This window comes from Nostoc sp. UHCC 0302 (genome assembly GCF_038096175.1).
GTDB lineage: Bacteria > Cyanobacteriota > Cyanobacteriia > Cyanobacteriales > Nostocaceae > UHCC-0302.
This window is the reverse complement of the sequence record NZ_CP151099.1, coordinates 4,359,113-4,384,360: the sequence shown is the minus strand read 5'-3', so window position 1 is coordinate 4,384,360 and position 25,248 is coordinate 4,359,113. Positions and strand designations below refer to the sequence as shown.

Annotated in this window: 20 protein-coding genes and 3 pseudogenes; all 23 read left to right on the top strand. The window is 37.7% G+C overall.

What is annotated here, in order from left to right:
- The first annotated feature begins 12 nt into the window (after window positions 1–12).
- The 23 genes and pseudogenes from WKK05_RS19000 to WKK05_RS18890 all read left to right on the top strand — a co-directional run bounded on the left by WKK05_RS19000 (window position 13) and on the right by WKK05_RS18890 (window position 25,172).
- Complete coding sequence (locus tag WKK05_RS19000; RefSeq protein ID WP_341524664.1) at window positions 13–987, top strand: methionyl-tRNA formyltransferase; 975 nt, start codon at window positions 13–15, stop codon at window positions 985–987.
- Window positions 977–1,405 (top strand): annotated as a pseudogene (locus WKK05_RS18995) (NAD-dependent epimerase/dehydratase family protein); the annotation flags it as partial. The gene WKK05_RS19000 and the pseudogene WKK05_RS18995, both read left to right, overlap by 11 nt.
- A gap of 263 nt (window positions 1,406–1,668) precedes the next feature.
- Window positions 1,669–3,297: an IS1634 family transposase gene (locus WKK05_RS18990; protein WP_341524663.1), complete on the top strand. Its 1,629-nt coding sequence runs from the start codon at window positions 1,669–1,671 to the stop codon at window positions 3,295–3,297.
- A 236-nt stretch (window positions 3,298–3,533) separates the two neighbouring features.
- Window positions 3,534–4,085, top strand: a pseudogene (locus WKK05_RS18985) (NAD-dependent epimerase/dehydratase family protein); the annotation flags it as partial.
- Window positions 4,078–5,274 carry a DegT/DnrJ/EryC1/StrS family aminotransferase gene (locus WKK05_RS18980; protein ID WP_341524662.1) on the top strand — a complete coding sequence of 399 codons (1,197 nt, stop codon included), beginning with the start codon at window positions 4,078–4,080 and terminating at the stop codon, window positions 5,272–5,274. The pseudogene WKK05_RS18985 and the gene WKK05_RS18980, both read left to right, overlap by 8 nt.
- Window positions 5,275–5,282: 8 nt before the next feature.
- Entirely contained in the window at window positions 5,283–5,408 is a 126-nt protein-coding gene (locus tag WKK05_RS18975; protein ID WP_341524661.1) for a hypothetical protein, read from the top strand.
- A gap of 129 nt (window positions 5,409–5,537) precedes the next feature.
- The gene (locus tag WKK05_RS18970; protein ID WP_341524660.1) at window positions 5,538–7,196 is read left to right on the top strand and encodes a glycosyltransferase family 4 protein; all 1,659 of its coding nucleotides are present in this window, start codon (window positions 5,538–5,540) and stop codon (window positions 7,194–7,196) included.
- A 16-nt stretch (window positions 7,197–7,212) separates the two neighbouring features.
- On the top strand, window positions 7,213–8,247 hold the full coding sequence (locus WKK05_RS18965; protein WP_341524659.1) for a glycosyltransferase: 1,035 nt from the start codon (window positions 7,213–7,215) through the stop codon (window positions 8,245–8,247).
- Between the two features lie 13 nt (window positions 8,248–8,260).
- Window positions 8,261–9,280 (top strand): glycosyltransferase family 2 protein, encoded by a 1,020-nt coding sequence (locus WKK05_RS18960; RefSeq protein WP_341524658.1) that lies wholly within the window; start codon window positions 8,261–8,263, stop codon window positions 9,278–9,280.
- A gap of 10 nt (window positions 9,281–9,290) precedes the next feature.
- Complete coding sequence (locus WKK05_RS18955; protein ID WP_341524657.1) at window positions 9,291–10,478, top strand: glycosyltransferase; 1,188 nt, start codon at window positions 9,291–9,293, stop codon at window positions 10,476–10,478.
- A gap of 32 nt (window positions 10,479–10,510) precedes the next feature.
- A complete protein-coding gene (locus WKK05_RS18950) occupies window positions 10,511–11,641 on the top strand; it encodes a glycosyltransferase (protein ID WP_341524656.1) in 1,131 nt (376 codons plus the stop codon).
- A 3-nt stretch (window positions 11,642–11,644) separates the two neighbouring features.
- On the top strand, window positions 11,645–12,775 hold the full coding sequence (locus WKK05_RS18945) for a glycosyltransferase family 4 protein (RefSeq protein ID WP_341524655.1): 1,131 nt from the start codon (window positions 11,645–11,647) through the stop codon (window positions 12,773–12,775).
- An 18-nt stretch (window positions 12,776–12,793) separates the two neighbouring features.
- A complete protein-coding gene (locus tag WKK05_RS18940; protein ID WP_341524654.1) occupies window positions 12,794–14,044 on the top strand; it encodes a glycosyltransferase family 4 protein in 1,251 nt (416 codons plus the stop codon).
- Window positions 14,037–15,299 (top strand): hypothetical protein, encoded by a 1,263-nt coding sequence (locus WKK05_RS18935; protein WP_341524653.1) that lies wholly within the window; start codon window positions 14,037–14,039, stop codon window positions 15,297–15,299. Before WKK05_RS18940 ends, WKK05_RS18935 begins: the two co-directional genes overlap by 8 nt.
- A 174-nt stretch (window positions 15,300–15,473) precedes the next feature.
- Window positions 15,474–16,541 (top strand): glycosyltransferase family 4 protein, encoded by a 1,068-nt coding sequence (locus tag WKK05_RS18930; protein ID WP_341524652.1) that lies wholly within the window; start codon window positions 15,474–15,476, stop codon window positions 16,539–16,541.
- A 101-nt stretch (window positions 16,542–16,642) separates the two neighbouring features.
- A complete protein-coding gene (locus WKK05_RS18925; RefSeq protein WP_341524651.1) occupies window positions 16,643–17,785 on the top strand; it encodes a glycosyltransferase family 4 protein in 1,143 nt (380 codons plus the stop codon).
- Window positions 17,786–17,798: 13 nt separating this feature from the next.
- Window positions 17,799–18,965: a glycosyltransferase gene (locus WKK05_RS18920; RefSeq protein ID WP_341524650.1), complete on the top strand. Its 1,167-nt coding sequence runs from the start codon at window positions 17,799–17,801 to the stop codon at window positions 18,963–18,965.
- A gap of 39 nt (window positions 18,966–19,004) precedes the next feature.
- Window positions 19,005–19,787 carry a glycosyltransferase family 2 protein gene (locus tag WKK05_RS18915; RefSeq protein ID WP_341524649.1) on the top strand — a complete coding sequence of 261 codons (783 nt, stop codon included), beginning with the start codon at window positions 19,005–19,007 and terminating at the stop codon, window positions 19,785–19,787.
- A 229-nt stretch (window positions 19,788–20,016) separates the two neighbouring features.
- On the top strand, window positions 20,017–21,312 hold the full coding sequence (locus tag WKK05_RS18910; protein ID WP_341524648.1) for a glycosyltransferase family 4 protein: 1,296 nt from the start codon (window positions 20,017–20,019) through the stop codon (window positions 21,310–21,312).
- Window positions 21,313–21,337: 25 nt separating this feature from the next.
- Window positions 21,338–21,526, top strand: a pseudogene (locus WKK05_RS18905) (hypothetical protein); the annotation flags it as partial.
- Window positions 21,527–22,421: 895 nt separating this feature from the next.
- Entirely contained in the window at window positions 22,422–23,693 is a 1,272-nt protein-coding gene (locus WKK05_RS18900) for a hypothetical protein (protein ID WP_341524647.1), read from the top strand.
- Window positions 23,694–24,045: 352 nt separating this feature from the next.
- The gene (locus WKK05_RS18895) at window positions 24,046–24,624 is read left to right on the top strand and encodes a YdcF family protein (protein WP_341524646.1); all 579 of its coding nucleotides are present in this window, start codon (window positions 24,046–24,048) and stop codon (window positions 24,622–24,624) included.
- A gap of 8 nt (window positions 24,625–24,632) precedes the next feature.
- Entirely contained in the window at window positions 24,633–25,172 is a 540-nt protein-coding gene (locus WKK05_RS18890; RefSeq protein WP_341524645.1) for a WcaF family extracellular polysaccharide biosynthesis acetyltransferase, read from the top strand.
- Window positions 25,173–25,248: the final 76 nt, after the last annotated feature.

Below are 25,248 nucleotides of genomic sequence, written 5' to 3'. Positions count from 1 at the left end.
TGTAGGTGGTGAATGGTTAATGTACTTCTAATCGGGATTGGTACAACTACCTTAAGTGCGCTGAAATCTTTAGTCTCAAAGTGCAACGTCCAAGGGGTAGTGAGAAATGTAGACATTGAATCTAATGATCCTGTTGTCAGTCTCGCCCAACAAGCAGGTGTTCCTATATTTACAGATACTTCTCAGCAACAAATTAGATCGCTACTATTAAAGTTTCAGCCAGACTGCGTAGTAGTTTCTTCTTATAACCAAATACTGCCACTAAATCTGATTGAACTGTCTACATTTATTAATGTCCATTATTCCCCTTTGCCCCATTATCGCGGTCGTGCCAACGTTAATTGGGCAATTATTAATGATGAAACTTCTGCCGCGATCACTTTTCATAAAATATCGCCTGGTTTAGATGAAGGAAACATTCTATTTCAGCAGCTAATTACGATTGGTTTTGATGATACTGTAGCTACCATATACGACAAATTAAATGAAATTCAGGAGCAACTTTTAGGAGATACAGTTGTCAAAGCTTTTCATGGTTATGAAGGCGTACCACAAAATAATGCTGAAGCTAGTTATTGTTGTACTCGCCTTCCCGAAGACGGTGAAATTAATTGGTCAATTTCTACTAGAAGTATAGACTGCTTTATTCGGGCATTAGTCTCACCTTTTCCCGGTTCATACACCTACTTCCAAGGGAAAAAGTTGTTGGTGTGGCGAGCTAAACCTGTAGATAACCCTCCCACCTATGTAGGGCGCATAGCTGGACGGGTTATCGGCAGATCAAAAACAGAGGGTTTTGTTGATGTCCTGACAGGTGACGGTGTACTCAGAATTTTTGAAGTTCAGTTTGAAGGTGAAGAAAAGACAGCAGCAGCAAATATTATTAAGTCTGTCAAAAGCACATTGGGTTTACGTATATCTGATTTACTAAATCGTATTCAAAATCTGGAAACACAAATTATCAAACTACAAGAAAATGAAAAATAGTCGAGTATTAATTACAGGCGGTGCAGGTTTAGTTGGCTCTCATATTGCCGATTTATTGGTCAAAGAAGAGGTTTCCGAGATTGTTGTCTTGGATAACTTCACACGCGGACAATTAACAAACCTTGCTTGGGCAAAAGAACATGGCCCTTTAGTAATTGTGGAAGGCGATATCCGAGATCAAAAACTCCTTACAGAAGTCATGCAAGGTGTGGATATAGTCTTTCATCAGGCTGCAATCCGTATTACCCAATGTGCTGAAGAACCGCGTTTGGCATTAGAAGTTCTGGCTGATGGAACTTTTAATGTGTTGGAAGCAGCTGTGAAAGCTGGGGTCAAAAAGGTAGTTGCTGCTTCCTCAGCCTCAATATATGGCATGGCGGAGGAGTTTCCCACAACTGAATCTCACCACCCTTATAACCCATCTTCCGCACTTCAAAGCGTACTACAAATAATACAAAAATAGTTACCAAAAATATTCATATTATTAAGTATTAATGCTGAGAAGAATTGTTGGTTGGACGATACCTATAGCGATTGCTATATTTGGTCATCTTAGTAAGTTACAAAGTGAAGTACAGAAAGTGGGATGATAAGTATTTTTGCTGCGAAACAAATAGGGATGCTCAAAAAAAGTGAGAGAATTAGGAATCAAACTTTCATAAATAAAATCTCACCCGAAAAATGGATTATCAAAAAAAAGAAATTGAGATTAAAAACTTAGATCACTTAGGAATAGTAGCTGGGCTAATTGATGAAATAGGAATAGTTGAAATAATCAACTCCAAATTAGGAATAGATGTTCGGGAAAAAATTTCATCAGGAATATTAGTAAAAGCTATTTTGCTCAACGGATTAGGATTTGTCTCAAGACCTTTATATTTATTTAGCCAATTTTTTGATGATAAAGGAATAGAAATATTATTGGGAAAAGATATAAAGAATGATTATATAAATGATGATAAAATTGGAAGAGTCATGGATAAACTATATAAATATGGATTGAATAACCTGTTTATAGAAATTGGATTATCAATAATTAAAAAATTCAAAATAGATACAAAATACTCACATCTGGATGCGACATCATTTCATCTACATGGAAAATATAATAGTGAAGATAATCAGGAAAAAGAATCAGAAATAATTAGAGAAAGACCAATAATTATAACCAAAGGATATTCTCGCGATCATAGACCAGATTTGAAACAATGTGTTTTAGATTTAATAATGAGTAGTGATGGAGACATCCCATTATTAATGAGAGCGGGAGATGGTAATGAAGCGGATAAAGCCGTATTTGGGAAAATCTTAGCAGAATTTAAAAAGCAAATAGTTTTTGACAGTATTATGGTCTGCGACAGCGCATTATATAGCCAAGAAAATCTCAAATTAATTGAACATTTAAAATGGATAAGTAGAGTACCAATGACAATTAAAAAAGCACAAGAGTTAGTTCAGTCTGTAGAGATAGAAGAGATAAATCTAGAAGAAATAGAGAGAAGAACAGCCCTAAATTTAGACGGGTATAAGTGGAAATCAGAAATAGTAATTTATGGTAGTATTAAACAAACTTGGCTAATAGTAGAAAGCCAAAAAAGAAAAGATAGTGATTTAGACAAGCTAGATAAAAAGCTAAAGAAAGAAAAAGCTCAAGTTGAAAAGCTGCTTAAAGAATTAAAAAAAGAAAATTTTGAGACTCCGGAGCAAGCCCGATATAAACTAAAAGTCATCAACAAAAAATTGAGATTATTTGAAATTAAAGAAGTTAAACTTATCGAGAGTAAAACAAAAGATAATAAGACTATTTACAAAATGTCAGGACTGGGCAATGAAAAACCAGAAGAAATAGAAATACAAAGAAAATCAGCCGGAAGATTTATTTTGGCTACTAATTTAGTTGATGATGAAAAATTAGAACCATCAGAAATTATTAGAAATTATAAAAATCAACAGTCCTGTGAGAGAGGATTTAGATTTTTGAAAGACCCTCTATTTTTTGCTGATAGTTTTTTTGTTGAAAACCCTGAGAGAATAGAGACGATGTTATTTTTAATGTCTCTGTGCTTGTTAGTTTACAATCTCGGTCAGAGGGAACTGAGGAATAGCTTAAAAAGAATTAAAATCGGAATCAAAAATCAATTAGGAAAGTTAACCTTATCTCCTACGTTAAGATGGGTATTTCAATGTTTCCAGGGAATTCATCTTTTGATTTTAAATGGGGTTAATCAAATTATTAATTTAACGTCAGAACGCCATTTTATTTTAAATTGTCTGCCATCGTCTTGCAAAAAATATTATCTGCTTTCTTAATCTAAACAACGTTTGGAGAGTGAAGAACAATTTATTAATATCCGGAGGAACAGTAATTGTACCTCAAATTTTTATTGCTTACATAACCTACTTTTATAGGTCAAATATTTTATGTTGGATTATTTCTCTTCATGCCGCAGATTCGTTTAGTACTATGAGTCTTAATTAGCCGGATTTTTTGCTTTTATCTTGACTGTAATCTCTTTGCACTTCAATTTGAAGTGCGGAATGTAGGTTATAACAATCGCACTATCTACGGTGCAGCTAAGGTCTTTAATGAAGGCTTATTACGCAGTTTCTACGATATGTATGGGCTAAACTATGTAGCATTGCGCTATTTCAACGTCTACGGGCCGCGTATGGATATTTACGGTGTCTACACTGAGGTCTTAATTCGTTGGATGGAGCGTATTGTTGCAGGTCAAGCGCCACTAATTTTCGGTGATGGCAAGCAGACAATGGATTTTGTGTATATTGAGGACATTGCTAGAGCCAATATATTGGCTGCTAAAGCCGATGTTACTGATGAGGTGTTTAATATTGCCAGTAGCGTGGAAAGCAGCTTAAATGACCTTGCTTATAGTTTAGCCAAAGTGATGGGATCAGATTTGCAACCAGAATATGGCCCAGAGCGCAAAGTTAACCCCGTAGCACGTAGACTGGCAGATGTCAGCAAAGCTAAAAAACTACTGGGTTTTGAGACACAGGTATCTTTAGAAGAAGGATTGCGTCAGTTGGTGAATTGGTGGCGCGAACAGAAATTGGCAAAGGAAGCAAGCAATGTCTGAGAAAATGCAGTATATTCCGATTGCAAAACCCTGGATGGGTGAACCCGAAGCTGAAGCAGCCAAGCGTGCTATTATGTCAGGCTGGGTGACTCAAGGGCCAGAAGTCGCTGCCTTTGAGCAGGAATTTGCCGCTTACGTAGGGTCAAAGTATGCTTGCGCTGTCTCAAATTGCACCACAGCATTGCACCTAGCGCTGTTAGCTGTAGGTGTACAGCCTGGGGATGAGGTAATTACCGTCAGCCACTCTTATGTTGCTACCGCTAACAGCATCCGTTACTGTGGGGCAACACCTGTGTTTGTGGACATTGAACCGCAAAGCTATAATATTAACCCCGTATTAATTGCAGATGCGATTAGTGAACGCACCCGCGCCATTCTCTTAGTTCACCAAATGGGGATGCCCTGCGACCTGAAGGCTATATTAGATGTTGCCCATCAGTATAATCTACCAGTGATTGAAGATGCAGCCTGTGCGATCGGCAGTGAAATTCTCTGGCATGGGCAATGGGAAAAAATCGGCAAGCCACATGGAGATATCGCTTGTTTTTCCTTTCACCCACGCAAAGTAGTTAGCACAGGCGATGGTGGGATGTTGACTACAAATAATCCCGAATGGGACAAACAGTTTCGCCTTTGGCGACAACATGGGATGAGCGTACCTGACACTGTGCGCCACGGAGCCAAACAAGTCATCTTTGAATCTTACCCAATGTTGGGCTACAACTACCGGATGACCGACATTCAAGCAGCAGTAGGACGGGAACAGCTCAAACGCCTACCAGAGATTGTAGAACGTCGCCGTTACTTAGCCCAAAGATATGATGAACAGTTGGCAGATGTGCCGGGATTGAAATTACCCATAGAACCAGCATGGGCAAAAAGTAACTGGCAAAGTTACTGTGTACGCTTACCAGAAAAGTGCGACCAAGTGCAAGTAATGCAGGTGATGTTGGATGCTGGGATTGCTACGCGACGCGGTATTATGTGCGCTCACCGCGAACCAGCATATCAGATTGAAGCTTGGTCGTGTAGCACTAATCGGGGAGCTTGTAACTGTGAACTAGGAAAATGTGATCGCTTAACTGAAAGTGAACAAGCACAGGATCGGGCCATTATTTTGCCCCTGTTCCATCAAATGACCGAGCAGGAACAGGAACGGGCGATCGGGGTTTTGAAAAGGGCAATCTAGCAAAATTGTTGCTATTGGTAGAAAATGGCGATCGCCTGACACGCGATAAATTTGAACGCCGTTACCATGTCATGCCTAAACACAAAAGCGATCGCAGCGCTGCTTCTAGCTTAGTAAAGTGTTCCAAGATTTGAGTAGCGCGATCGCCTTTCTTTGTGTAGGCGATCGTTTTTTCTAGTTGATAGAGATGAAGTTCTCAGAATATATACTGATGCTTTATAGAGTTAGCAAAAATTAGCGGGAGTTCGCAACAAAAAAATTGTATGGAGAAAATAGCGAACGATACACTTAGTGTTTGGCACGAAGAAGGTAGTCGCCAAATTCCCAAAAACTTTAAGGTGTTCCGCAGTTTAGTGGCACAAGCAAAAGACTGTTTGGAGCAAGGTAACTATAACATGGCAGCTATTTATGGAGATATAGCAGTTGAATATGCATCGCTCAGTCAACATTGTGGTCTTTTTGTTAGTCCAGAACTCGAAAATCTTCTCCTTACAATTGGCAGAAAAACTTTACAAAACAGTCGTCATTGCAATGAAAATAGCTCATTGCATGGAATGCCAAAAAATATACTGCATGTTGTTTATGGGGTATGGAATACTGGTGGGCATTCCAGACTACTTTGGCGTTGGATTCAGCAGGATGCCGAGCGTTCACACTCAATAGTATTGACTCAGATGACAGTAGCTGATGCGCCTAAAGTCTTAAAAGATGCCGTATTTAAAAGCCACGGCAAAATATATGCTTTAAATGAAACTATTGGGAATTTTATCTCTCGTGCCAAACGATTACGCGAAATTGCCACATCAGCTGATATGGTTGTATTGCATACACTGCAGGATGGTAGTGTACCTATCATTGCATTTGCACATAGAGAGCTATCTCCGCCGATTATTTATGTGAATCACGCTGACGAGCGTTTTTGGACGGGAGTATGTATCAGTGATGTTGTTGCTAATTTGCGTGGTTCTGGTATGCGTCTATCTCAACAGCGTAGAGGCATTGAATCAATGCGTAACATGGTTCTTCCTACCATTGTGGAGCCTGTTCGCCGGATGCTTTCCCGCTTAGAGGCAAAGCGACAGCTTGGTATTGACGAAAACAGCGTGCTGCTTCTATCTATTGCTAGAGCTGTAAAGTACAAAACATTAGATGGTACTAGCTTTGCAGATATACATCTGCCATTATTGAAAAAATATAAGCGAGCTATCCTGATTGTTATTGGTCCAGGCAATCGCGAAGATTGGTCAGAAGCGATTCAGCAAACTCAGGGAAGAATACGAGTTCTTGAAGAAACTCCGGATACAGCTGTGTTTTACCAGGCGGCCGACATATATGTTGACTCATATCCTTTCATATCAATTACATCACTGCTAGAAGCTGGAAGCTATGGCGTACCTTTGGTGGCTCGCTACCAATACTCCTCAGATGCCTGCGAAATCCTTGGTGCTGATATGCCTGGTTTGACAGGCAATTTGATTCGTGTACAGGATCTTGAAGAGTACACGGTGGTTTTATCACATTTGGTCGAAGATGAGGAGTTCAGGCTATCCCTTGGGGAAGCGACCAGAAGAAAGATCGAGGAGACACATACAGCAAGTAATTGGCAGCAGTCTTTAGAAGAAGTATATCTCCGTGCTACCACTTTGCCTCGGATAACTGTAACATCGGCTCCACAGGATGAAATATTTATTGGCGAACCCGATGTCTTTTTACAGAAAGTTTGTCCTTTCAATAATCTTGACCTTGAGCAGCTCATTTTTGACCGCGTGGGAGTAATGCCATTCGATAAAAGGTTTTCCTGCTGGCTTAGACAAATAAAAATGGGTAACTTTGAGCGGATGAGTCTGACTAGCTTATTGGTACCCGAATGGCTCTATAGGCGTTTACAAAAATTCTATAGGCGCTTACGTTATGGTTTGTAATGGAGATGACAAAAATATGAGCGAACATAATTCTTTTCGTGCAGTTATTCCACCTATCCCAGATGGAACACCTCGCCCGCTCTGGTCTGTAATGATTCCTACCTACAATTGTGCCAACTATCTGCGAGAGACCCTGGCAAGCGTCTTGGCGCAAGATCCGGGACCAGATATCATGCAGATCGAAGTAGTGGACGATCACTCCACAAAAGATGATCCCGAAGCAGTGGTTCGGGAACTAGGAGGTGATCGTGTTGGATTCTATCGCCAACCAGAGAATGTAGGTCACACAAAAAATTTTGACACTTGTTTGAAACGCGCACGAGGAAAGTTGATTCATCAGTTACATGGGGATGATTGTGTGCGTGATGGCTTTTATCGTAAGTTGCAGCTGGCCTTTGAAGAAAACCCTAACATTGGAGCGGCTTTCTGCCGCAATCTCACTATGGATGAACACGGGCACTGGATGGGAATTTCTACTTTAGAACAATCAGAAAGTGGTGTTTTAAGCAATTGGTTAGAGCGAATTGCTGAATATCAGCGTATTCAAACACCTTCAATTGTGGTGCAGCGCAACGTATATGAAAGGCTAGGAGGTTTTGATTACCGCTTGTCCTGGAGTGAAGATTGGGAAATGTGGGTTCGTATTGCTGCTCACTATTCAGTATGGTATGAAGTTGAACCGCTAGCAGTATATCGCATACACTCCAATTCCAACACAGGTCGTTATCACCGTAGCGGTGAGAATACTAAAGATATAATTAGAGCTATTGGTATAATTAAGCATTATTTACCGAGTGATCGTGTTAATCAAGTTACCCAAAAATCATTACATGGATATGCTTTTCTGGCTCTTGGTTTTGCAAGCCAATTAGTTAATAAAGGTGATACCTATGCTGCTATAAACCAAATTCGAGAAGCTTTTATTGGTAGTTTCTCATTGAAGATGCTTTTTTATGCCTCGTGGATATGTATTAAATTTATTTACCTCACAATAGTAAACAAAATACGCAATATCCAAGAAAAAATACATTTAGTAAATCAAACAAATTAAATACATTAAATCTATGGAATTAACAGTAATTATTCCTATCTATAATCGTGCCAGAATGCTGGCTCAAGCATTAGAATCTCTACGATGGCAAACTTACAAAGATTTTGTTGTGATTGTTTGCGATGATGCCTCAACAGAGAATCTCAAAGAGGTAGTAGACAAATTTACAGATTTAAAGATTGAATACTACCATTATGAAAATAACGTAGGGCAGTATAGAAACTTTATGCGAGGTCTAAAACTTTGTCAAACAACATTTATAAAATACTTAGATAGTGATGACTTACTTTTTCCAGAAGCTTTAGAGAAGCAAATTAAAACTCTTCAAGAAGAACCTAGTGCAGCACTTTGTTTGGGAGGAATATTGGAGTTTGAGGAAATTCCAGAGCAGAATCAAGTCAATTTATTTGATTATTGTGAACCTTATGTTCCTAAATTAAGAACTAAGAGGCAATGGGCAAGACTGGAAGACTACAGGTGTTTTAATCCTAGTGCTTGTATGTATCGTACAGAATTGTTGAGTGGGATTGGAGGCTTCAACACTATTGTTATAGGAGATTGGGATATATTTGTTTCACTCTCCTCAAAATACCCTGTAACTGCTGTAAATGAACCTATTTTTGCTTACCGCTTCCATGCAGATCAAATAACTAAAACAGATAATTGGGCTTCAGGTAACACCGTAGCTAGAGATGTCTTGTGGCTGACATCAAATGCTAATCCTTATCAGGAAAGGTTAGGTATTCCATTATCTCAACAGTTTTTCTTGCGCCTGGAACAATGCTGGTCAACTTTGCGGACTGCTCTTTCATCAAATCAAAAATTATTCTTACTAAAAAAATGGTTAGAGATTGTTATCTCCAATAAAATGCTTTGGCCATTTATTTTTGCTTTTCCCTGGTTTGTAACTGTAAAAGCTTTGCGAAAGCCAAAGGTACAAACAGGGGCATCTAATAATCTAAATATAGAAAAGTATAAGAATTATATCTGCTCAATCCTATTTAATGAAAAGTCAATTAGTTTATCAAACTAAATTTTTATAAATGAAACTTTGTTGGTTACTTCCTAGCGATAAGAGCGGTGGTATATCTCCTGTTGCTTTGTCTTGTTGTCAGCAAGCAGCTAAAGCTGGACACGAGACAACAATGCTCCTACTAGCTAAACCCACATGGATTACTAGTGATGATTTCCTAGTAGCATCTTTAGGATTACATGCTTGTGTACCAGAAACACCTACACTTTTATTACAATGGCTTAAAAACAATCCACAGGATCTGGTATTTTTTAATAGCTGTAGCGAGTTTGACCCTGTAATTCCCTACTTGCCTTCAACTACCAAGTGTGTTTACGTCGCTCATGATGCCCCACCTTCGGCTTGGCGGCCAGGTTTGGAAGAAGAAGATAATTTAGAGGCAATGGTTGCGGTATCTGAAACTGTAGCTAGTAAATTTAGGCATCTCCTCAAACAACCTCATAAACTGTCTGTAATTTGCAATGGCACTGCCTTTCCCCAGAAGCCAGATATAAATGTAGAACGGCAAGATGACCTAATATTTCTCGGCGGTGAGAATTTGGTGAAGGGGAGCTTGGATGTTTTAAACTTGTGGAAACAATTAGTTAAACAAGAATTTAAGGGAAAGCTACATTGGTTCGGCAATCTAGCTCCAGAATTTAAGAAAAAAATTGAAAATTTGCCTAATTCTGAACGTATTCAAGTTTATGGTCATGTGCAACGTGAGTTAATTTTCTCCACTGCTGCATCAGCAAAAGTTTTACTCATGCTGAGTCACTTTGAGGCATTTGGTATGAGTACGGTTGAAGCGATGAGTATGGGTTGTGTACCAGTTGCTTGGGATGTTGACAGTGGTACAAAAGAAATCGCCACACCAAATACAACAGGATTGTTTGCACCATTAGGCAACACAGAAGCCTTAGCCAAACAAGTCCTGTACGCCTGTGAAAATTATCAAGCTTTCGGTGCTGCTGTAATTGAACGCGCCCGTTCTGAGTTCGATGAAGCAGTTATGTGGCAAGGGTACGAATCTCTTATCCATCAAATTACCAAACTCAAACCTATTGCAAGGAGTAAACAAGGTCAACAACCACCAGCTTTTAAACCTCCATTTCGACGTTTTCAGCTTTTGCCCCCCGCTTTGCGCTCAGCCATTCGAGAATTTATTGGGCGATCGCCCATTCTTAGCTACTGGCTGAATGATCTACACGGATGGTAAATATCTATATGAAATAAATATTAAATATATATATGGGAAAACTCAGTTTTCTACTTTTTAGTGCCAATACTCCTTGGACTTATGGTTTAGCAGAAGCTTTGTCCGAGTATCACCATACCCATGCGGTTCAATTTTATGACTGGGGAACCTATAATCTTCTTCACCCCAGTTGGTCTAAAAGAATTCCTCCTCCCTTGCTGAAGCGGACAATGCAGATAATGCCAACAGGCTATGCAGGGCAATTAGAAAAGTTATTTCGATTTTATTTACAGCAATTAATTCGGCACTGGTGTCAACAACTAACCAAACTTTCTGGTGAACATCCTTGGGTAATAGTTACCGAGCCTTATATTGCCTCATGGGTACGTAAAGTGCCGAGCGATCACCTAATTTATTATAACTTTGATGATTACGTTCCTTATCGACCTTACCGAGAACAGCAAATTCTTCAACAAGAAAAAGAATTAATTGAACGTGCAGCAATAACTCTCTGTGCTTCCCAGTCTCAATTGAAGACCTTTCAGAAACGTCATCCTCACAGGGCTTCCCACATTTACCATTATCCTCATGGAGTCATATCTACCTACATTAATTGCCAACCGGAAAAGCCTCCAGAAGCAATGACTGTGGGTTACGTTGGTAATTTAGGCGATCGCTTAGACTGGCAATTAATTTACCAAGTTATAACCGCTTGCCCACAAATAACCTTTGTGTTTGTCGGTGGTTTAGAAGACCAAAATATGCTTGACCACAAAGACTGGCAGGCAACCCGTCAGGCAGTACTAACATCACCGAATGTCCGCCATATTGGCTATGTACCTTCTGATAAAGTTGCAGACTACTACTGTTCTTTTGCAGTCAACTGGATTCCCTACTTAGTCGAACATCGCTTTAATAAAGCATGTTGTCCTACTAAAATTATGGATGGCATTGCCAGTGGTCGTCCAATCATCAGTACTGATATACCAGAGTGTCGTTTATACCCTGAATGGATTAGTATTGTTCATTCCGCAGAAGATGCGATCGTTCTTATCCATAAGCAATTAGGATGCTCAGAAAAGCCCGAAGCCGACGAGAAAAGCTTAAAGCAACTAAAGTTTGCACATCAGAATACTTGGCAAGTACGATCTCATACTCTGAAGAAATGGCTCTTAAAGTTTTAAATCATGAAAATACTTTTTTACTTTAGCGGATTTGCACCAATAGGAGGAATCGAAACATTCGCTAAGAATCTTCTTTGTTATCTTCAAGCTAAAAATTTTGATTGTCGCCTTGTGTGTTGGGGTCAAAAGTCACCCTTACTTCAGTCTATCGAACAGGCAAAAGTAAAAATTATCCGTACCTCTTGGCGATGGGGTTGTCGATGGGGATTACCAGAGTGGTTGCTTTTACCTATTGGTCTTCAACAAGTTAAACAAGCTGATGTAGTAATTTTAGGTAAACTTCTTTCCACCAAAATTTTAAAACAACTCAAATTCCAAGCTGATAATCGTACAAAGTTTGTTTATATTACACCCTATAGACCTTTACCCCCAACTAAAAATACAGAAAAGAGAAAAGTTTTAGAAGCGCTTAATCTATTTGATTTAATCCTAGTACAAGCATCTGAATTTACTGATGATTTGCAGAAAATTGGCTATCAAGGTCAGATTCAAATTATTCCCTATATTCCTCATCAACCGGGTAAGCTTCAACCATTGCCCCCAAAAGAACAATTAAAAATTGGTTTTCTCGGCAGACTAGTAGAAGATAAAAATATTCCTTTGTTACTAGAAGCGTTTAATTGCTTTCAAGAGAAATATTTACAAGCTTATATCTCTAAAAATAGACAGCATCAGCAGCCTAGCCTACATCTATTTGGTGATGGTCATTTGCGCGAGCAATTGGAACAACTTGCCAATAACTTTGGTATTGCATCTTCCGTTGTTTTTCATGGTAGTGTTTCTAACAGTCAGGTAGAAGAGGCGATCGCTTCATGTCATCTGTTTGCTTTTACTTCTCATATTGAAGGCCAATGTCTAGCCGCTTTAGAAATTTTGGGTTGTGGTAGACCAATTGTTGCGACAGATGCAGGTGCATTGCCAGAGATTTTAGCTGATTCTCGTCTTGGTAGAATAGTACAGCCTGCTAACCCGAATAATTTTGCTAATAGTTTGATGGAAATGGCAAAATTAATAGAGCAACAGTCAATGTCACCAGAAATGATTCGTTCAGCTTATCTTGAACGATATGCTCCTGAAAAAGTTGGCGCTCATTATGAAAATTTATTAACTTCTTTATACCAGAATAATTACTAATATTAATATATTGAATTTATGAATAAACCAAAAGTTTTAGTGGCACAACCAGGGGCCAGAAAACACTATCAAGAACCTCTCCTATTTTATCGTTGGGGTATTTTAGATAGACTTTACACAGATTTTTACTCTGGTCATAATGCGCTAGCGAACTTATTACGCCATCCTATAATTTATAAACATTTACCAAGCTTGCTTAAAAAAGGTCTAGATAGATATGAACCAGGTTTAAAAGATGCTAGTGTCACTCATTTCCCATTATTAGCTTATCAAGTCTTAAAAGCTATAAATAAAGCTTCAATAGAAGAAACAGGAAAAATATATGTTTGGTCAGGACAAGAATTATGTCGACGCTTCATAAATTCTGGTTTAGGAAATGCCAATATTATCTATGGATTTAATAGTACCTCTATTGAATTTTTTGAATACGCAAAACAACACGGACTCTGTTGTATTTTAGATCAAACACAAGCTGAACGTTCACTTGTGCATAAACTTTTGCAAGAAGAGGAAGAGCGTTGGCCAGGTTGGTCATTATCACCTTTTATAGTTAATGATGGTGATTTAAAACTATTACAGCGAGAGCAAGGTGAGCAAGACTTGGCAGACAAGATTATTTGTGGCTCTAGTTTTGTTAAAAACTCATTAATAGCTAGGGGAGTTAATGCCAACAAAATATTTGTAGTTTCATTAGGTCGTCTCAAAGATGAAAAAAGTCTACACCAACCAATCATTCTAAACCCACAAGAGCGAGGAAACGAGTTAAGAATATTATTTGCTGGATCAGTTGGACTGCGAAAGGGGATTCCCTATTTACTAGAAGCTTTACGAAAAATTAAAGGAAAAATACCTTTTATTTGTAAAATTGCAGGTAGCTTGGAAATTAAGCCTGAGCGTATTACTGAATATAGTGATGTGTGCGAATTTTTAGGAAGAGTTTCTCGCTCTCATATTAAAGATTTATACACATGGGCAGATGTATTTGTATTACCTTCGATTTGTGAAGGCTCGGCAATGGTGACTTATGAAGCGATGAGTTCGGGATTACCTATTATTACTACTCCTAACTCAGGTTCTATTGTCAGAGATGAAATTGATGGTTTTATAATACCCGTTAGAGACATAGAAGCAATTGCTGATAGACTTTTAAAAATTTACACGTTAAGAAAAAGTTTTGAACAAATAGCTAATACTAAAGAAAATTTAAAATATGTTATGAAAGAATCAGAAAATAAATTACACCAGATAATATCTGACTGTCATGGCTGAAACATATCGGGATCTGCTAGTTCTAATTTGTCTTGGTTTATTAAGTTGGGGTGTAATTAGGGTAGAACGAATATATCAATATCCATTTTTCATGGGCAGTCTGTTTCTTTCCTTTATTCTGCCTCAAGCATTTTCTTTGGTTAGTAATCCTGGCGCAGCAATCACTCCAGAAGCTCTAGAAAGGGTATTATTGGTGTCATGCCTCTGCGCTGCTGCTTGCTGGCTCGGTTATGAAATCAAACCAAATCCAAAATGGTTGGCAAAGCTAAATGTTGTTTTAGATGAGCGGAAGTTATTTAGAGCAGGATTTGCCCTGATGCTTCAGGGATATTTATTTAATATTCTACTTGCTCGTACAATAGCAGCAAGTAATGGCGTATTAGAGTCAGGGACTTCAGCCACTATATTTATTTTTTTTGGTAATGTTATCTACATTGCTTTTGCAATTTTTCTTTTACAAACACTCAAGCGCCCAAAAGCTATTAATTTTATTTGTACAGTACTCTCTGGTTATATTCCATTGCAAACTGTTCTGATAGGTCGTAGGCAACCCACAATGACATTTATAATTTTTATAGGTATTTCATTGTGGCTAGTTCACCACTATATACCTCCGAGATGGGCAGTTGTCACGTCTATAGTCATGATAACTTTTCTCATTCCTTTGTTTGCTGAGTTACGTGGTGAATTTTGGAACTTGGTTTTTAGTGGTAAATGGCAGGAAATATTAACAGCAAGTCAAAGAGCATTTGCAGGGCAGCAAAAAGGTGACATACTAGAACTAAGAAATGCAGCATTTTTAATGGATGCAACTGAGCATACAGGTCTGTATGGATATGGGAGTGGCTGGTGGGATAGCATAGTGTTTCAGTATGTACCTGGGCAAATTGTAGGTTTTGAATTTAAAAAATCGCTACAATTTAAGCTGGTCACACCAGAGACACTTAAAAAATTATATGGCTATGAAATTCCTGGGGGTACTACACCTACTGGTGTTGGTGATTCTTTTACGGAATTTGGTTACTTTGGATGTATTGTCTTTGGTCTGATAGGATATTTTTTTAAACATCTTTGGATATCTGCTGTTTATCAGAAAAGTACTGCTAGTAGACTTCTGTATATGGGATTGGTTAGTCCAGCGATGGTAGGCATAACACATGGGATAGGAAGATTTTGGCAAGAGGCAATATTTCAAGTGAGTTTTGTTTGCTTAGTCGCCTACTATTCTAGAACTAAATACAATTACCATAGATAGACTCGTAATTCAAAATACTAAAAGATAGAGCATGAGAAGTATAAGGCAGTAGCATCTTCAATAATATATATCGTTTGAATCACTAACTTAAATTTCAAATAAGAAAATACCATATATAAACAGGTTTTTTAAATGAGGATACTCAATCTAATTCAGTGCCTAAATTTAGGCGGAATGGAGCAAGCATCATATATTTTGATGCGAGAGACACAAAATAAAAGTATTGATTGGCAGGTACAAAGCGTAACTTCTGCTGGTGAAGGCAAAGAAATTCTTGCTGAAATTAATATTCCGGTATTTGATAACCTTTATGAAGGAAAATTTGGTTATAAATCTCATTTAGATTTGAAAAAAAAAGTTAAAAACTTTTCTGCTGACATTATTTTGGTGACTGGTCCAACTTTAACAGGCTGTATGAGTGTTAAATCGCATCCATGCAAAAAAGTTTTAGCCATCCATTTTTGTCACAAATCAGGATTTTTTAATTTTCTTAAATGGAAAGCATTTTATCAAATATTTCAGCCTGATTATCAGGCAATTATTTATCATTCCCCATATATTCTTGAAGAAGCAAAAAAAATTGCGCCTCAATTACAACATAAGTTTCATTTGATTGAATATTCGACACAGAGATGTTCAGCTACTACTATTTCTGAAAGAGATATAGCTTGTAAATCTCTGGGCATTCCAGCTAATGCTTTTGTTATAGGAAATGCTGGATGGCTTATCCAGCGTAAGAGATTTGATATTTTTCTTGAGGTATGTTCTAAAATTTCAAACTGTAATAATCAACAATTAATTTTTCTAATTGCTGGAGACGGACCATTACGTGGAGAACTAGAAGTATTAGCAGCTAAATTGGGTATTTCTGGAAAGGTTAAATTTATTGGTTGGCAAAAAGATTTGAGCAGCTTTTATAAAAGTCTAAACTTGCTACTTTTTAACTCAGATTCTGATGCTTTTGGTCGTACAGTTATGGAAGCTATGGGATATGGTGTTCCAGTTGTTGCTTCTGTTGTAGAGGGAGGTACTGATTCTATTCTAACTAATGGGAAAAATGGATATTTGATTCGAGAACATAATGTAGATTTACTCAGTGAGTGCTGCTTAGAATTGATTAACAATAAGGATACTTATCAACAATTTCAAAGGCAATCGTTAGAAGTTGTTAAAAGCCGTTTTACTAATGAATTATTTGTACAAAAGTATTTAGATGTCTTTAATACAGTTCTTAAATCTTAAAATATTTAAATTCCTCATCCAACCAAATATAATAAATTTTTCTACAGGCAGGTTCTTTATCAAAGATTAGCTGTTTTTAGCATATTTAAGAGGTACGATAAATGCATATTGTCATAATATTCATTAACATAGGGCATTATCACTTAATCCGTTTACAAGCAGCTTATGAAGTTTGCAAACAAAAAGGATGGCAGTTGACAGCTATACAAGTCACTGATGATAACCTAGATCATCCATGGGGAGATTTTATTAGGGAACTTTCCATGCCTGTCAAAACTTTGTTACCTGTCGCTTCAAATATTTATGATACTCGTAGAGATACCTTTTCATCAGTTGCAGGTAAAGTTTTGCAAGGCTGTTTGAATGAGTTACAACCTGATGTGGTATTTTTGCCTGGATGGTCTTTCTCTGTTGCAAAAGCAGGTTTAAAGTGGTGCCGCAGTTGTAATGCTCTGCCGATAGTTATGTCTGAGAGTAAGGAAGATGATGCACCCAGAGTTTGGTGGCAGGAAGCAATTAAGTCATGGATTATCAAAAAAAATAAAGCAGCATTAGTAGGTGGAAAACCCCACAAACGTTATTTGAGTAAGTTAGGTATGTCTCCTAATGCTATATTCATGGGTTACGACATAGTTGGTAATGATATTTTTCATCCTCAGAAAATAAAGTTTCTTTTCACTCCCTTGGAAAAACCATATTTCTTGGCGATTAACCGTTTTGTCGCAAAGAAAAATCTACGATTTCTGATCTCATCTTACGCAGCTTATAGACAATTAGTAGGTGTTAGTGGATGGGATTTAGTTATTTGTGGCGATGGCGGTCTTCGTCCCCAGATAGAACAACAGATTGGCGATCTGGGCTTAGAAGATTTTATTCATCTTCCTGGTTTTTTGAAAGAAGATGAACTCCTTCCTTACTTTGCTCATGCTAGTTGCTTCATCCATACCAGCATTCAAGAGCAATGGGGGTTAGTAGTTAATGAAGCAATGGCAGCAGGTTTACCTGTCCTGGTTTCTAAACGCTGTGGCTGTTTCGAGGATTTAGTTCTAGAAGGCGTAAATGGGTTTGGTTTTGACCCAGAAAATCAAGCACAATTGACAGAACTCATGGTCAAAATTAGCTCAGGAGAATTGGACTTACAAGCTATGAGCAAAGCTTCCTTAGAACATATTCAAACATTTTCTCCAGATTACTTTGGGCAAGGGTTAATGCAGGCAGTCGAATACGCTTTAGCACATCACTAACTCTAACTATATTATGAAAATTCTTATAGTTATTCCTGCTCTAGGCCCTATTTATGGGGGTCCAACAAAGAGTGTAATTGAGCTTGCTCAAGCACTTGGTAAAAAAGGTATTAATGTTGATATTGTTGCTACAACTGCCAATGGTTCTAATAGTTTGGATGTTCCGACTCTAATATGGATTGACGAAAAATATTATCGAATCCAGTACTTCCCTTATTGGAACTTTCTCGATTACAAAATTACTTTGTCTCTAACTAGTTGGTTATTTCAGCATGTTGCTGATTATCATCTAGTACACACTAACGCTATTTTTTCCTATCCCGTTTTACCTGCTCATTGGGCTTGTCAGATACACCGCATACCCTATATTATGACTCCTCATGGCATGTTGGAACCTTGGGCATTAGCTTATAAAGCTGGGAAAAAGCGCTTTTACTTTAATTTACTTGAAAAACCTGCTCTCCAGCGTGCTAGTACAATCCAAATGCTGGCGTCAACGGAAGCAAAAAGAATAGAACCACTCAATTTGAAAGCACCTTTAGTAGTTGTTCCGAATGGAATTCACGCCCAAGATTTTGCAATATTGCCTAATGTAGAACAGTTTTATCAACAATTTCCCCATAGTCGTAATAAAACACTAATTTTATTTTTGGGTCGAATTGATCCGAAAAAAGGACTTGATTTACTTGCTAGTGCCTTTGCCAAAGTATATGCACAATTTCCTCAAACTCATCTAATTATTGCAGGGCCAGATAATATCGGTTTTTCTAAAACTGTTGAAAACTACTTTGCTGAAGTTGGGTGTCTAGATGCCGTTACTTTTACAGGTATGCTCACTGGCTCTCTCAAATATGCTGCACTTGCATCGGCTAGCCTTTATGTTGCCCCTTCCTATTCTGAAGGCTTTAGCATATCAGTTTTAGAAGGGATGGCTGCAAAACTACCTTGTGTTATTACTACAGGTTGTAACTTTCCTGAAGCTGCAAATGCTCAAGCAGCTTTGGTGGTTGACATTGATGCTGATAAAATAGCCAACGCTTTAATTGATTGTTTAGCTCACCCAGAACAAGCAAAAGCAATGGGTGATCGCGCCCATCAATTTATATTTGAAAAATACACTTGGGAAAAAATTGCTTCTCAAATGCAACAGGTTTATACAAATATTTTGAATAATAAATAAATTCTGGTTCTTTATTAAAATTTTAGACTTAGAGTAGAAATGTTAGAGAAAATTACTCCTCTCATCCTTACTTATAATGAAGCACCAAACATTGAGCGCAGCCTTCAAAAGCTCACCTGGGCAAAGCAAATTATTGTTATTGATAGCTACAGTACTGATGAAACACTAGAAATTCTAGAATCCTATCCTCAAATTCAATTTTTCCAACGAAAATTTGATACCCACGCAACACAATGGAATTATGGGTTACAGCAAGTAACTTCGGAATGGGTACTCTCCCTTGACGCAGATTACGTCGTTTCAGACCAGCTGATTGCTGAAATTAAGGAATTATCTCCAGATTTACAAACAGATGGTTACTTTGCCAGATTCAAATATTGTGTCTTAGGTAAGCCCCTGCGGGGTACAATACTTCCTCCTCGACAGCTTTTGTTTAGAAAAAATAAATCTATTTACATTGATGATGGACATACCCAACTACTACAGGTTAGAGGTAAATCAGTAAATCTTTCTTTCTACATCTACCACGATGATCGCAAATCTTTAAGCCGTTGGTTGTGGGCACAGGATCGCTATTTAGTGATTGAGGCAAAAAAGTTGCTAGAAACTCCAGTTAGTGAATTGAGTTGGGGCGATCGTATACGCAAACAAAAAATTCTAGCTCCTTTCATAATCTTGATTTATTGCTTGATTCTTAAAGGTGGGATTCTAGATGGCTGGCATGGTTGGTACTATGCATTTCAACGGATGTTAGCTGAAATTATATTATCAATTCGCTTGATTGAGTTTGAAAAATTAGAGCAAATAAATTCTAGTAATTAATAATATAAATTTTATTATATTTATAATATACGATAAAATTCATTACACTATTTTCACAAATTCAAAATTTTTAGCAAGCGAATAAATAAAGTTTAATAATAAAAACTTATAGCAACATATCATCATATACAATTCTAGCTTTGCAATCAGTTATCTCACTCTTGTAGGAACTAAATATCTAGCTTCAAGCTAGTAAACCTAAATTTTATTCACAATAGGAATCACATCAATGACACAAAAAATAAAAGTAGGATTTTACCTTCATAATCAAGGCTATCCTAATATTGATCTAAGGTTTCCAGAAAAAGGAAATCCTGGGATTGGTGGAACTCAATTTACAGAAATCTCTACAGCTTATTATTTACATAAATATTATTCAGAAAAACTTGAAATTTTATTAATTGCCAATATTACAGAATTGTTACCATCATCATTAAATGTTTATCATGCAGTCAATGTAGCCGATGCAGCAGAAAAAAGTAAACAACAAGGGTGCGATCTATTTATCTTTAGATTTAGTCTCTGGACAGATGAACTTTATCAAAAACTATGTGATCTGAATATAAAAGCCATAGCCCGCTCTACTAATTACTTTGATATAACTACATTAAATCAAATATCAGATTGTCCACAAATTAAGTGTCATGTTTGCACAGGTCAAGAACAGCTAGACTTATTACGAGACCATAGAATATTTAATAAGTCAACCCTCATTTTTGATCCATTTGATATTAAAAATTTTGTTCCCAAACACGAAATTTTAAAGCAAGGAAATACAGTTGTCTTTCTTGGAAGCCTTGTTACTGCAAAGGGTTTTCACGTCCTAGCTAGAGTTTGGCCTTATATCCTTAGAGAAAAGCCAGAAGCAAAGCTTATTGTTATTGGAAGTGGCAAACTCTATGATCGAAATCAAAAATTAGGAAAATGGGGAATAGCTGAAGAAAGCTATGAAGCTAATTACATACGCCCATTTTTATCTGATGATAATGCCAACTTAATTAAGTCTGTGCATTTTGCTGGTTTACTAGGCACAGAGAAAATTGAAATTTTGCAAAATGCCGATGTGGGAGTTGTGAATCCCACGGGTGCTACGGAAGTATGCCCAGCAAGTGCCTTGGAGATCCAGGCCTGTGGTACTCCAGTTGTATCTGCTGCTAAATTAGGATTACTCGATACTGTAATTCACGAAAAAACAGGATTGCTAGGAAATAGCGATAAGGATTTAATAAGAAATATTTTGTATCTATTAAATAATCCTCAAGTGGCTAGACAATTTGGTGAAAATGGAATTAACTTCGTTAAAGAAAAGTTCGATCATAAGTTGATTTCCAAGCAATGGTTGGAATTATTCATTGATATATATAATGATAAGCTGCCACAACCGCAACCTATGAAAGAAAATTATTTTTATAACATTAAGTTCCTTTTGGAAGGTCTACGAATTCTTAAGAAATACATACCAATATTGCGTAATCTTCCTTCTTTAATGGAGATAGCAATATATTGGCGCAAAAAATCAGGCTAGATGGGTGTCTTGTTACTTAAACACGCTTATTCCTCTCATGAGCTTGATTTACTGCTTGATTATCAAGGGCGTTATTCTCGATGGTTGGCATGGTTGGTGCTATGCATAGCAGTGTGTTTTGGCAGATATTCTGCTGGCAATTCGTCTGATAGAGCTTGAAAAATTGCAATGCATATTTTGTTACGAAACAATGATTGTCAGTAACAATTCTTAATAAATGAATGCTAATTACCTTGTAATTCTTACATAATAAAAAGTTGAGCTACTTAAGATGTAAAAAATTAGGTCAATGTCTATTAATAATAGATGCAGATATTGTGAAGATTTGTTAAATAGTAAATGAAGCTCTTGTCCCCTGATTACTTATAGCAAAATTAACTAAAAATTTTCTTATATTTCACACTGTTATTATTCTCCTTGCTCAACACCCCTAGAACCTTGCTGAAACAAGTGTTTCCCGCTTCACTAGAGGACTTTGGCTGGCCAGGTTCTGATACTGTTCTTAACGAAGATGTTGAACTTGCCCCTGGCTGCTTCACTTAATATTCGTATTTTTAGCCAGGTACATCCTGAAATTGCGGCGTTTAGGCGTTTAGCAAGTTATATACCTCAACGGCAACGTAGAACGCTGTGAAGGAAATTCTCTGCTCCTTATGAGACCAATCTACGGTGTTACCCCTGTAATATCAACACTTGCTCCGATATTCTGCGTTCAGGGAAGTTTGATAATCGCCTCCCTTTGTATAGATGGATTTGTGATAAGTAAATTTAATAACCTTTTCAACGCTCTTAGACGCTCAGATGGAACTAAAGTTTTAGGGAAAAACTTTTTTGAGTCAAATATAAAAATTATGTAAAGTCAAGCCTTTCTAGCTTTTTTATTAGGATAAAACAGTGTTCTTATCAGCGTAAAAACTGTATAGTGCAAATACTAGCCTAAATATTACAAATTGTTACAGTTACCTTTGTATAGTTTATAGTGGCATTGTTCTCGCTATCAAACCAAAGGTGGCCTTTTTTGTATGTTTTTAGGAGCAAATATGGCTCGAAGGCTGCGTTCAGTAGGCCGTTTCGCAATAGGGATTTGTGTGCTTTTGCTGGTTGTTGTTATGCAATTACACATAACACCAAATTTAGTGCAAGCTCAAACTACCCGTCAGCCGCCACCAGCTAATGCGAAATTAAGTTCCGCGTATGGAATGTGGACACCAAGTCAATTTGATACTTGCCCTAAATCCTTGCATGATACTTACTGGGTGTATGGGCCTGACGACACAGTGTATCCAACTTGGCATCCATCAAGCGATGTTAACCCTGCCACAGGACAAACTTGCACCTATGGACACGAACATGGTAGGAATCCGGCAGAATCAAGATTAGCTTCATGGACAGTGCCTTTTGGATATGTAAACGAGGAATTTGCTAGGACTAACTCGGGGAAGACTCGTCATGAGGATCATGTTGGTCATAAAATTGAGTTTAAAAATGATGTGACAGTAGGTTTACCTGGTGGTGGAACTGGCCCAGTCTGTCAGATACTGACTAAGCTTCATCAGGGAACCCATTCAGCAGATGCATTTACCAATAATATGCATGAACTGTTCTACTATGTCAGTTGTAATAATGGCGTTCAGATGAGATGGAGAGGAATGCATTTATTTGGTGCGGCTGGCGGATTTGAAGGTACCTGTGAAGGATTTCATAATGTTGGTACCTTCACCCCAGATACATCTCCTACTTTAGAGAATGAGAGTTTAAGAAGAATTCCTGATAAGGGATGTTTGACCGAAGCCATTGAGCAAGCTAAACAACAACCTTATTATGCTAGTGACGCATACTACTCAAATTATCGTGAGGATTGGTCGACAGGATTTAGACATGGACTTTACAAAAATGGTGATCAGTATCTAGATCATTGGGGGCAAGTCGGTTTTGACAAAGGTTACACCAAGCTCTTTAATATAGATTCAGGTGCTTATTTTAAAGTCATGGGCCCAAGCCGTTACTTTGAACCCACAAAACCGAATAATCTTGGCAGGCGGATTGATATGTGTTTCATTCCTGAACTGGCGGCTTTACAAGGCGATTGCATAAATGTTAATAATTTGATCAAACAAGGTATACCAGTAACGTGGGATCATCCACGCTCTCCGTTTAAAGGGACTTATCGCACAGTACACTTTGATTGGGTTACTATCTCCAATAACACAAGTAATGAGAAGTGGTATAGTAACGCTGCGGGAACTGTTATTAGACCTCAACCCGATGCATCTCAAGGCATTACTATTGAGCAAATTATCTCTCGTACACCTTTCGCTATGTATTACTTTGGTAATAGGGAAAGTGATTTTAATGGAAGGGGTGTACATGCTCCTAATTAAACATGGGCTTTGAAGGATTGCATAAGATATACGGTTTAATAATCAACGTATATCTAAGCAATAGATAATTACACGCAAATGATATTTTGAATAAATAGCCTAAAATATAGTAGTTTTAGGCTATTTTATTTGAGCTTTTCTTACGCCTAATATTTGTGATTGTGCATTACGGACATTTGTCCTAACTATAAAAATGGTAAATTAAATTATTAAATTAACATTCTTTAGATAGAATTGAAACTATAGTACAAATACTAACAAGTCGTGAATTGTATATTAAGTGTTTAGGCTTTTCATACATTATGAGAATTAAAAACCATATTAAATAAAGATTGAAAACAGGCAAGTAAGGATGAGAAGAAAGTTTCATTGCCTAATCAAAAAATATTGGATTTTGGCTACTTTAGGTTTTGTTCTCGCCCTACTGCTTATAATTCCCCTGAATTTAACACTAGCCAGAATCAAAGCACCCCAACCCCAAGCGTTTTTTACCTTGGGTGGTGAGCCAGCCAGAGAGCAATTTACTGCCGAACTAGCCCAATGGTATCCATCTCTGGAAATTTGGGTGTCTTCTCCCCCAGTTCCTGAAAAAACACGTAAAACTTTTCAAGCTCTAAATATTCCCAATACACAATTACATATAGATACTCATGCTGTTGATACTGTAACTAACTTTACCTCTCTAGTGTCTGACTTTGAAAAACGACAAATTCAACACCTTTACCTAATTACTTCTGATTTTCATATGCCGAGAGCCAAAGCGATCGCTACTCTTGTTTTAGGTAGTCAAGGTATCGCCTTCACTCCACTCTCTGTGCCATCAGACCGACCCAAAGAAACCATCCTCCATATTGTTCGCGATATTGCTCGCTCTCTACTTTGGATTTTTACAGGTCGTACAGGTGCGAGTTTTAATCCAACTGTTGATTGACTATAAATATGCGTTTAGACAGCTACACTTTAGGTACTTATACTCCAGGCGCACCATACTGGAAGCAACTTCTTTGGTATTTTGTGGGGTCGCCTTTGGTTGAGAGTTACTGGCTCCCCATCTCACCCTTTAAGGTTTGGATACTCCGCTGGTTTGGAACACAAATTGGCCAAGGCGTCCGCATTAAGCCAGGAGTAAAAGTGAAGTTCCCCTGGCGGTTGACTGTTGGTGATTTTGTGTGGCTTGGAGAAGATACCTGGATAGATAACCTTGCTCATGTCACCATAGAAAGCCATGTTTGCATTTCTCAAGGAGTCTATCTCTGCACAGGAAATCATGACTGGAGCAATCCCAATTTTCAATTAATTACCGCCCCTATCCACGTTGAAGAAAGTAGTTGGATTGCCGCCAAGTCAGTAATAGGGCCAGGAGTAACTGTTGGTCGGGGAGCAATTTTGACTTTAGGTGGAGTTACTGGGCGTTCCTTAGAACCAATGACAATTTATACAGGTAATCCAGCTCAAGCAGTTAAGACACGCAAGCTTTAATGCTATGTTGCTTTTTAGAAAATATCGCCTAACCGATGCGATCGCATCGGTTAGCACTTGAGTAATCATTGCATAT

What these genes read in the sequence shown, in the direction of transcription:
- WKK05_RS19000 (WP_341524664.1), top strand. Translation starts at nt 13, where the DNA reads ATGGTTAATGTACTTCTAATCGGGATTGGTACAACTACCTTAAGTGCG.
- WKK05_RS18990 (WP_341524663.1), top strand. Translation starts at nt 1,669, where the DNA reads ATGGATTATCAAAAAAAAGAAATTGAGATTAAAAACTTAGATCACTTA.
- WKK05_RS18980 (WP_341524662.1), top strand. Translation starts at nt 4,078, where the DNA reads ATGTCTGAGAAAATGCAGTATATTCCGATTGCAAAACCCTGGATGGGT.
- WKK05_RS18970 (WP_341524660.1), top strand. Translation starts at nt 5,538, where the DNA reads ATGGAGAAAATAGCGAACGATACACTTAGTGTTTGGCACGAAGAAGGT.
- WKK05_RS18965 (WP_341524659.1), top strand. Translation starts at nt 7,213, where the DNA reads ATGAGCGAACATAATTCTTTTCGTGCAGTTATTCCACCTATCCCAGAT.
- WKK05_RS18960 (WP_341524658.1), top strand. Translation starts at nt 8,261, where the DNA reads ATGGAATTAACAGTAATTATTCCTATCTATAATCGTGCCAGAATGCTG.
- WKK05_RS18955 (WP_341524657.1), top strand. Translation starts at nt 9,291, where the DNA reads ATGAAACTTTGTTGGTTACTTCCTAGCGATAAGAGCGGTGGTATATCT.
- WKK05_RS18950 (WP_341524656.1), top strand. Translation starts at nt 10,511, where the DNA reads ATGGGAAAACTCAGTTTTCTACTTTTTAGTGCCAATACTCCTTGGACT.
- WKK05_RS18945 (WP_341524655.1), top strand. Translation starts at nt 11,645, where the DNA reads ATGAAAATACTTTTTTACTTTAGCGGATTTGCACCAATAGGAGGAATC.
- WKK05_RS18940 (WP_341524654.1), top strand. Translation starts at nt 12,794, where the DNA reads ATGAATAAACCAAAAGTTTTAGTGGCACAACCAGGGGCCAGAAAACAC.
- WKK05_RS18935 (WP_341524653.1), top strand. Translation starts at nt 14,037, where the DNA reads ATGGCTGAAACATATCGGGATCTGCTAGTTCTAATTTGTCTTGGTTTA.
- WKK05_RS18930 (WP_341524652.1), top strand. Translation starts at nt 15,474, where the DNA reads ATGGAGCAAGCATCATATATTTTGATGCGAGAGACACAAAATAAAAGT.
- WKK05_RS18925 (WP_341524651.1), top strand. Translation starts at nt 16,643, where the DNA reads ATGCATATTGTCATAATATTCATTAACATAGGGCATTATCACTTAATC.
- WKK05_RS18920 (WP_341524650.1), top strand. Translation starts at nt 17,799, where the DNA reads ATGAAAATTCTTATAGTTATTCCTGCTCTAGGCCCTATTTATGGGGGT.
- WKK05_RS18915 (WP_341524649.1), top strand. Translation starts at nt 19,005, where the DNA reads ATGTTAGAGAAAATTACTCCTCTCATCCTTACTTATAATGAAGCACCA.
- WKK05_RS18910 (WP_341524648.1), top strand. Translation starts at nt 20,017, where the DNA reads ATGACACAAAAAATAAAAGTAGGATTTTACCTTCATAATCAAGGCTAT.
- WKK05_RS18900 (WP_341524647.1), top strand. Translation starts at nt 22,422, where the DNA reads ATGCAATTACACATAACACCAAATTTAGTGCAAGCTCAAACTACCCGT.
- WKK05_RS18895 (WP_341524646.1), top strand. Translation starts at nt 24,046, where the DNA reads ATGAGAAGAAAGTTTCATTGCCTAATCAAAAAATATTGGATTTTGGCT.
- WKK05_RS18890 (WP_341524645.1), top strand. Translation starts at nt 24,633, where the DNA reads ATGCGTTTAGACAGCTACACTTTAGGTACTTATACTCCAGGCGCACCA.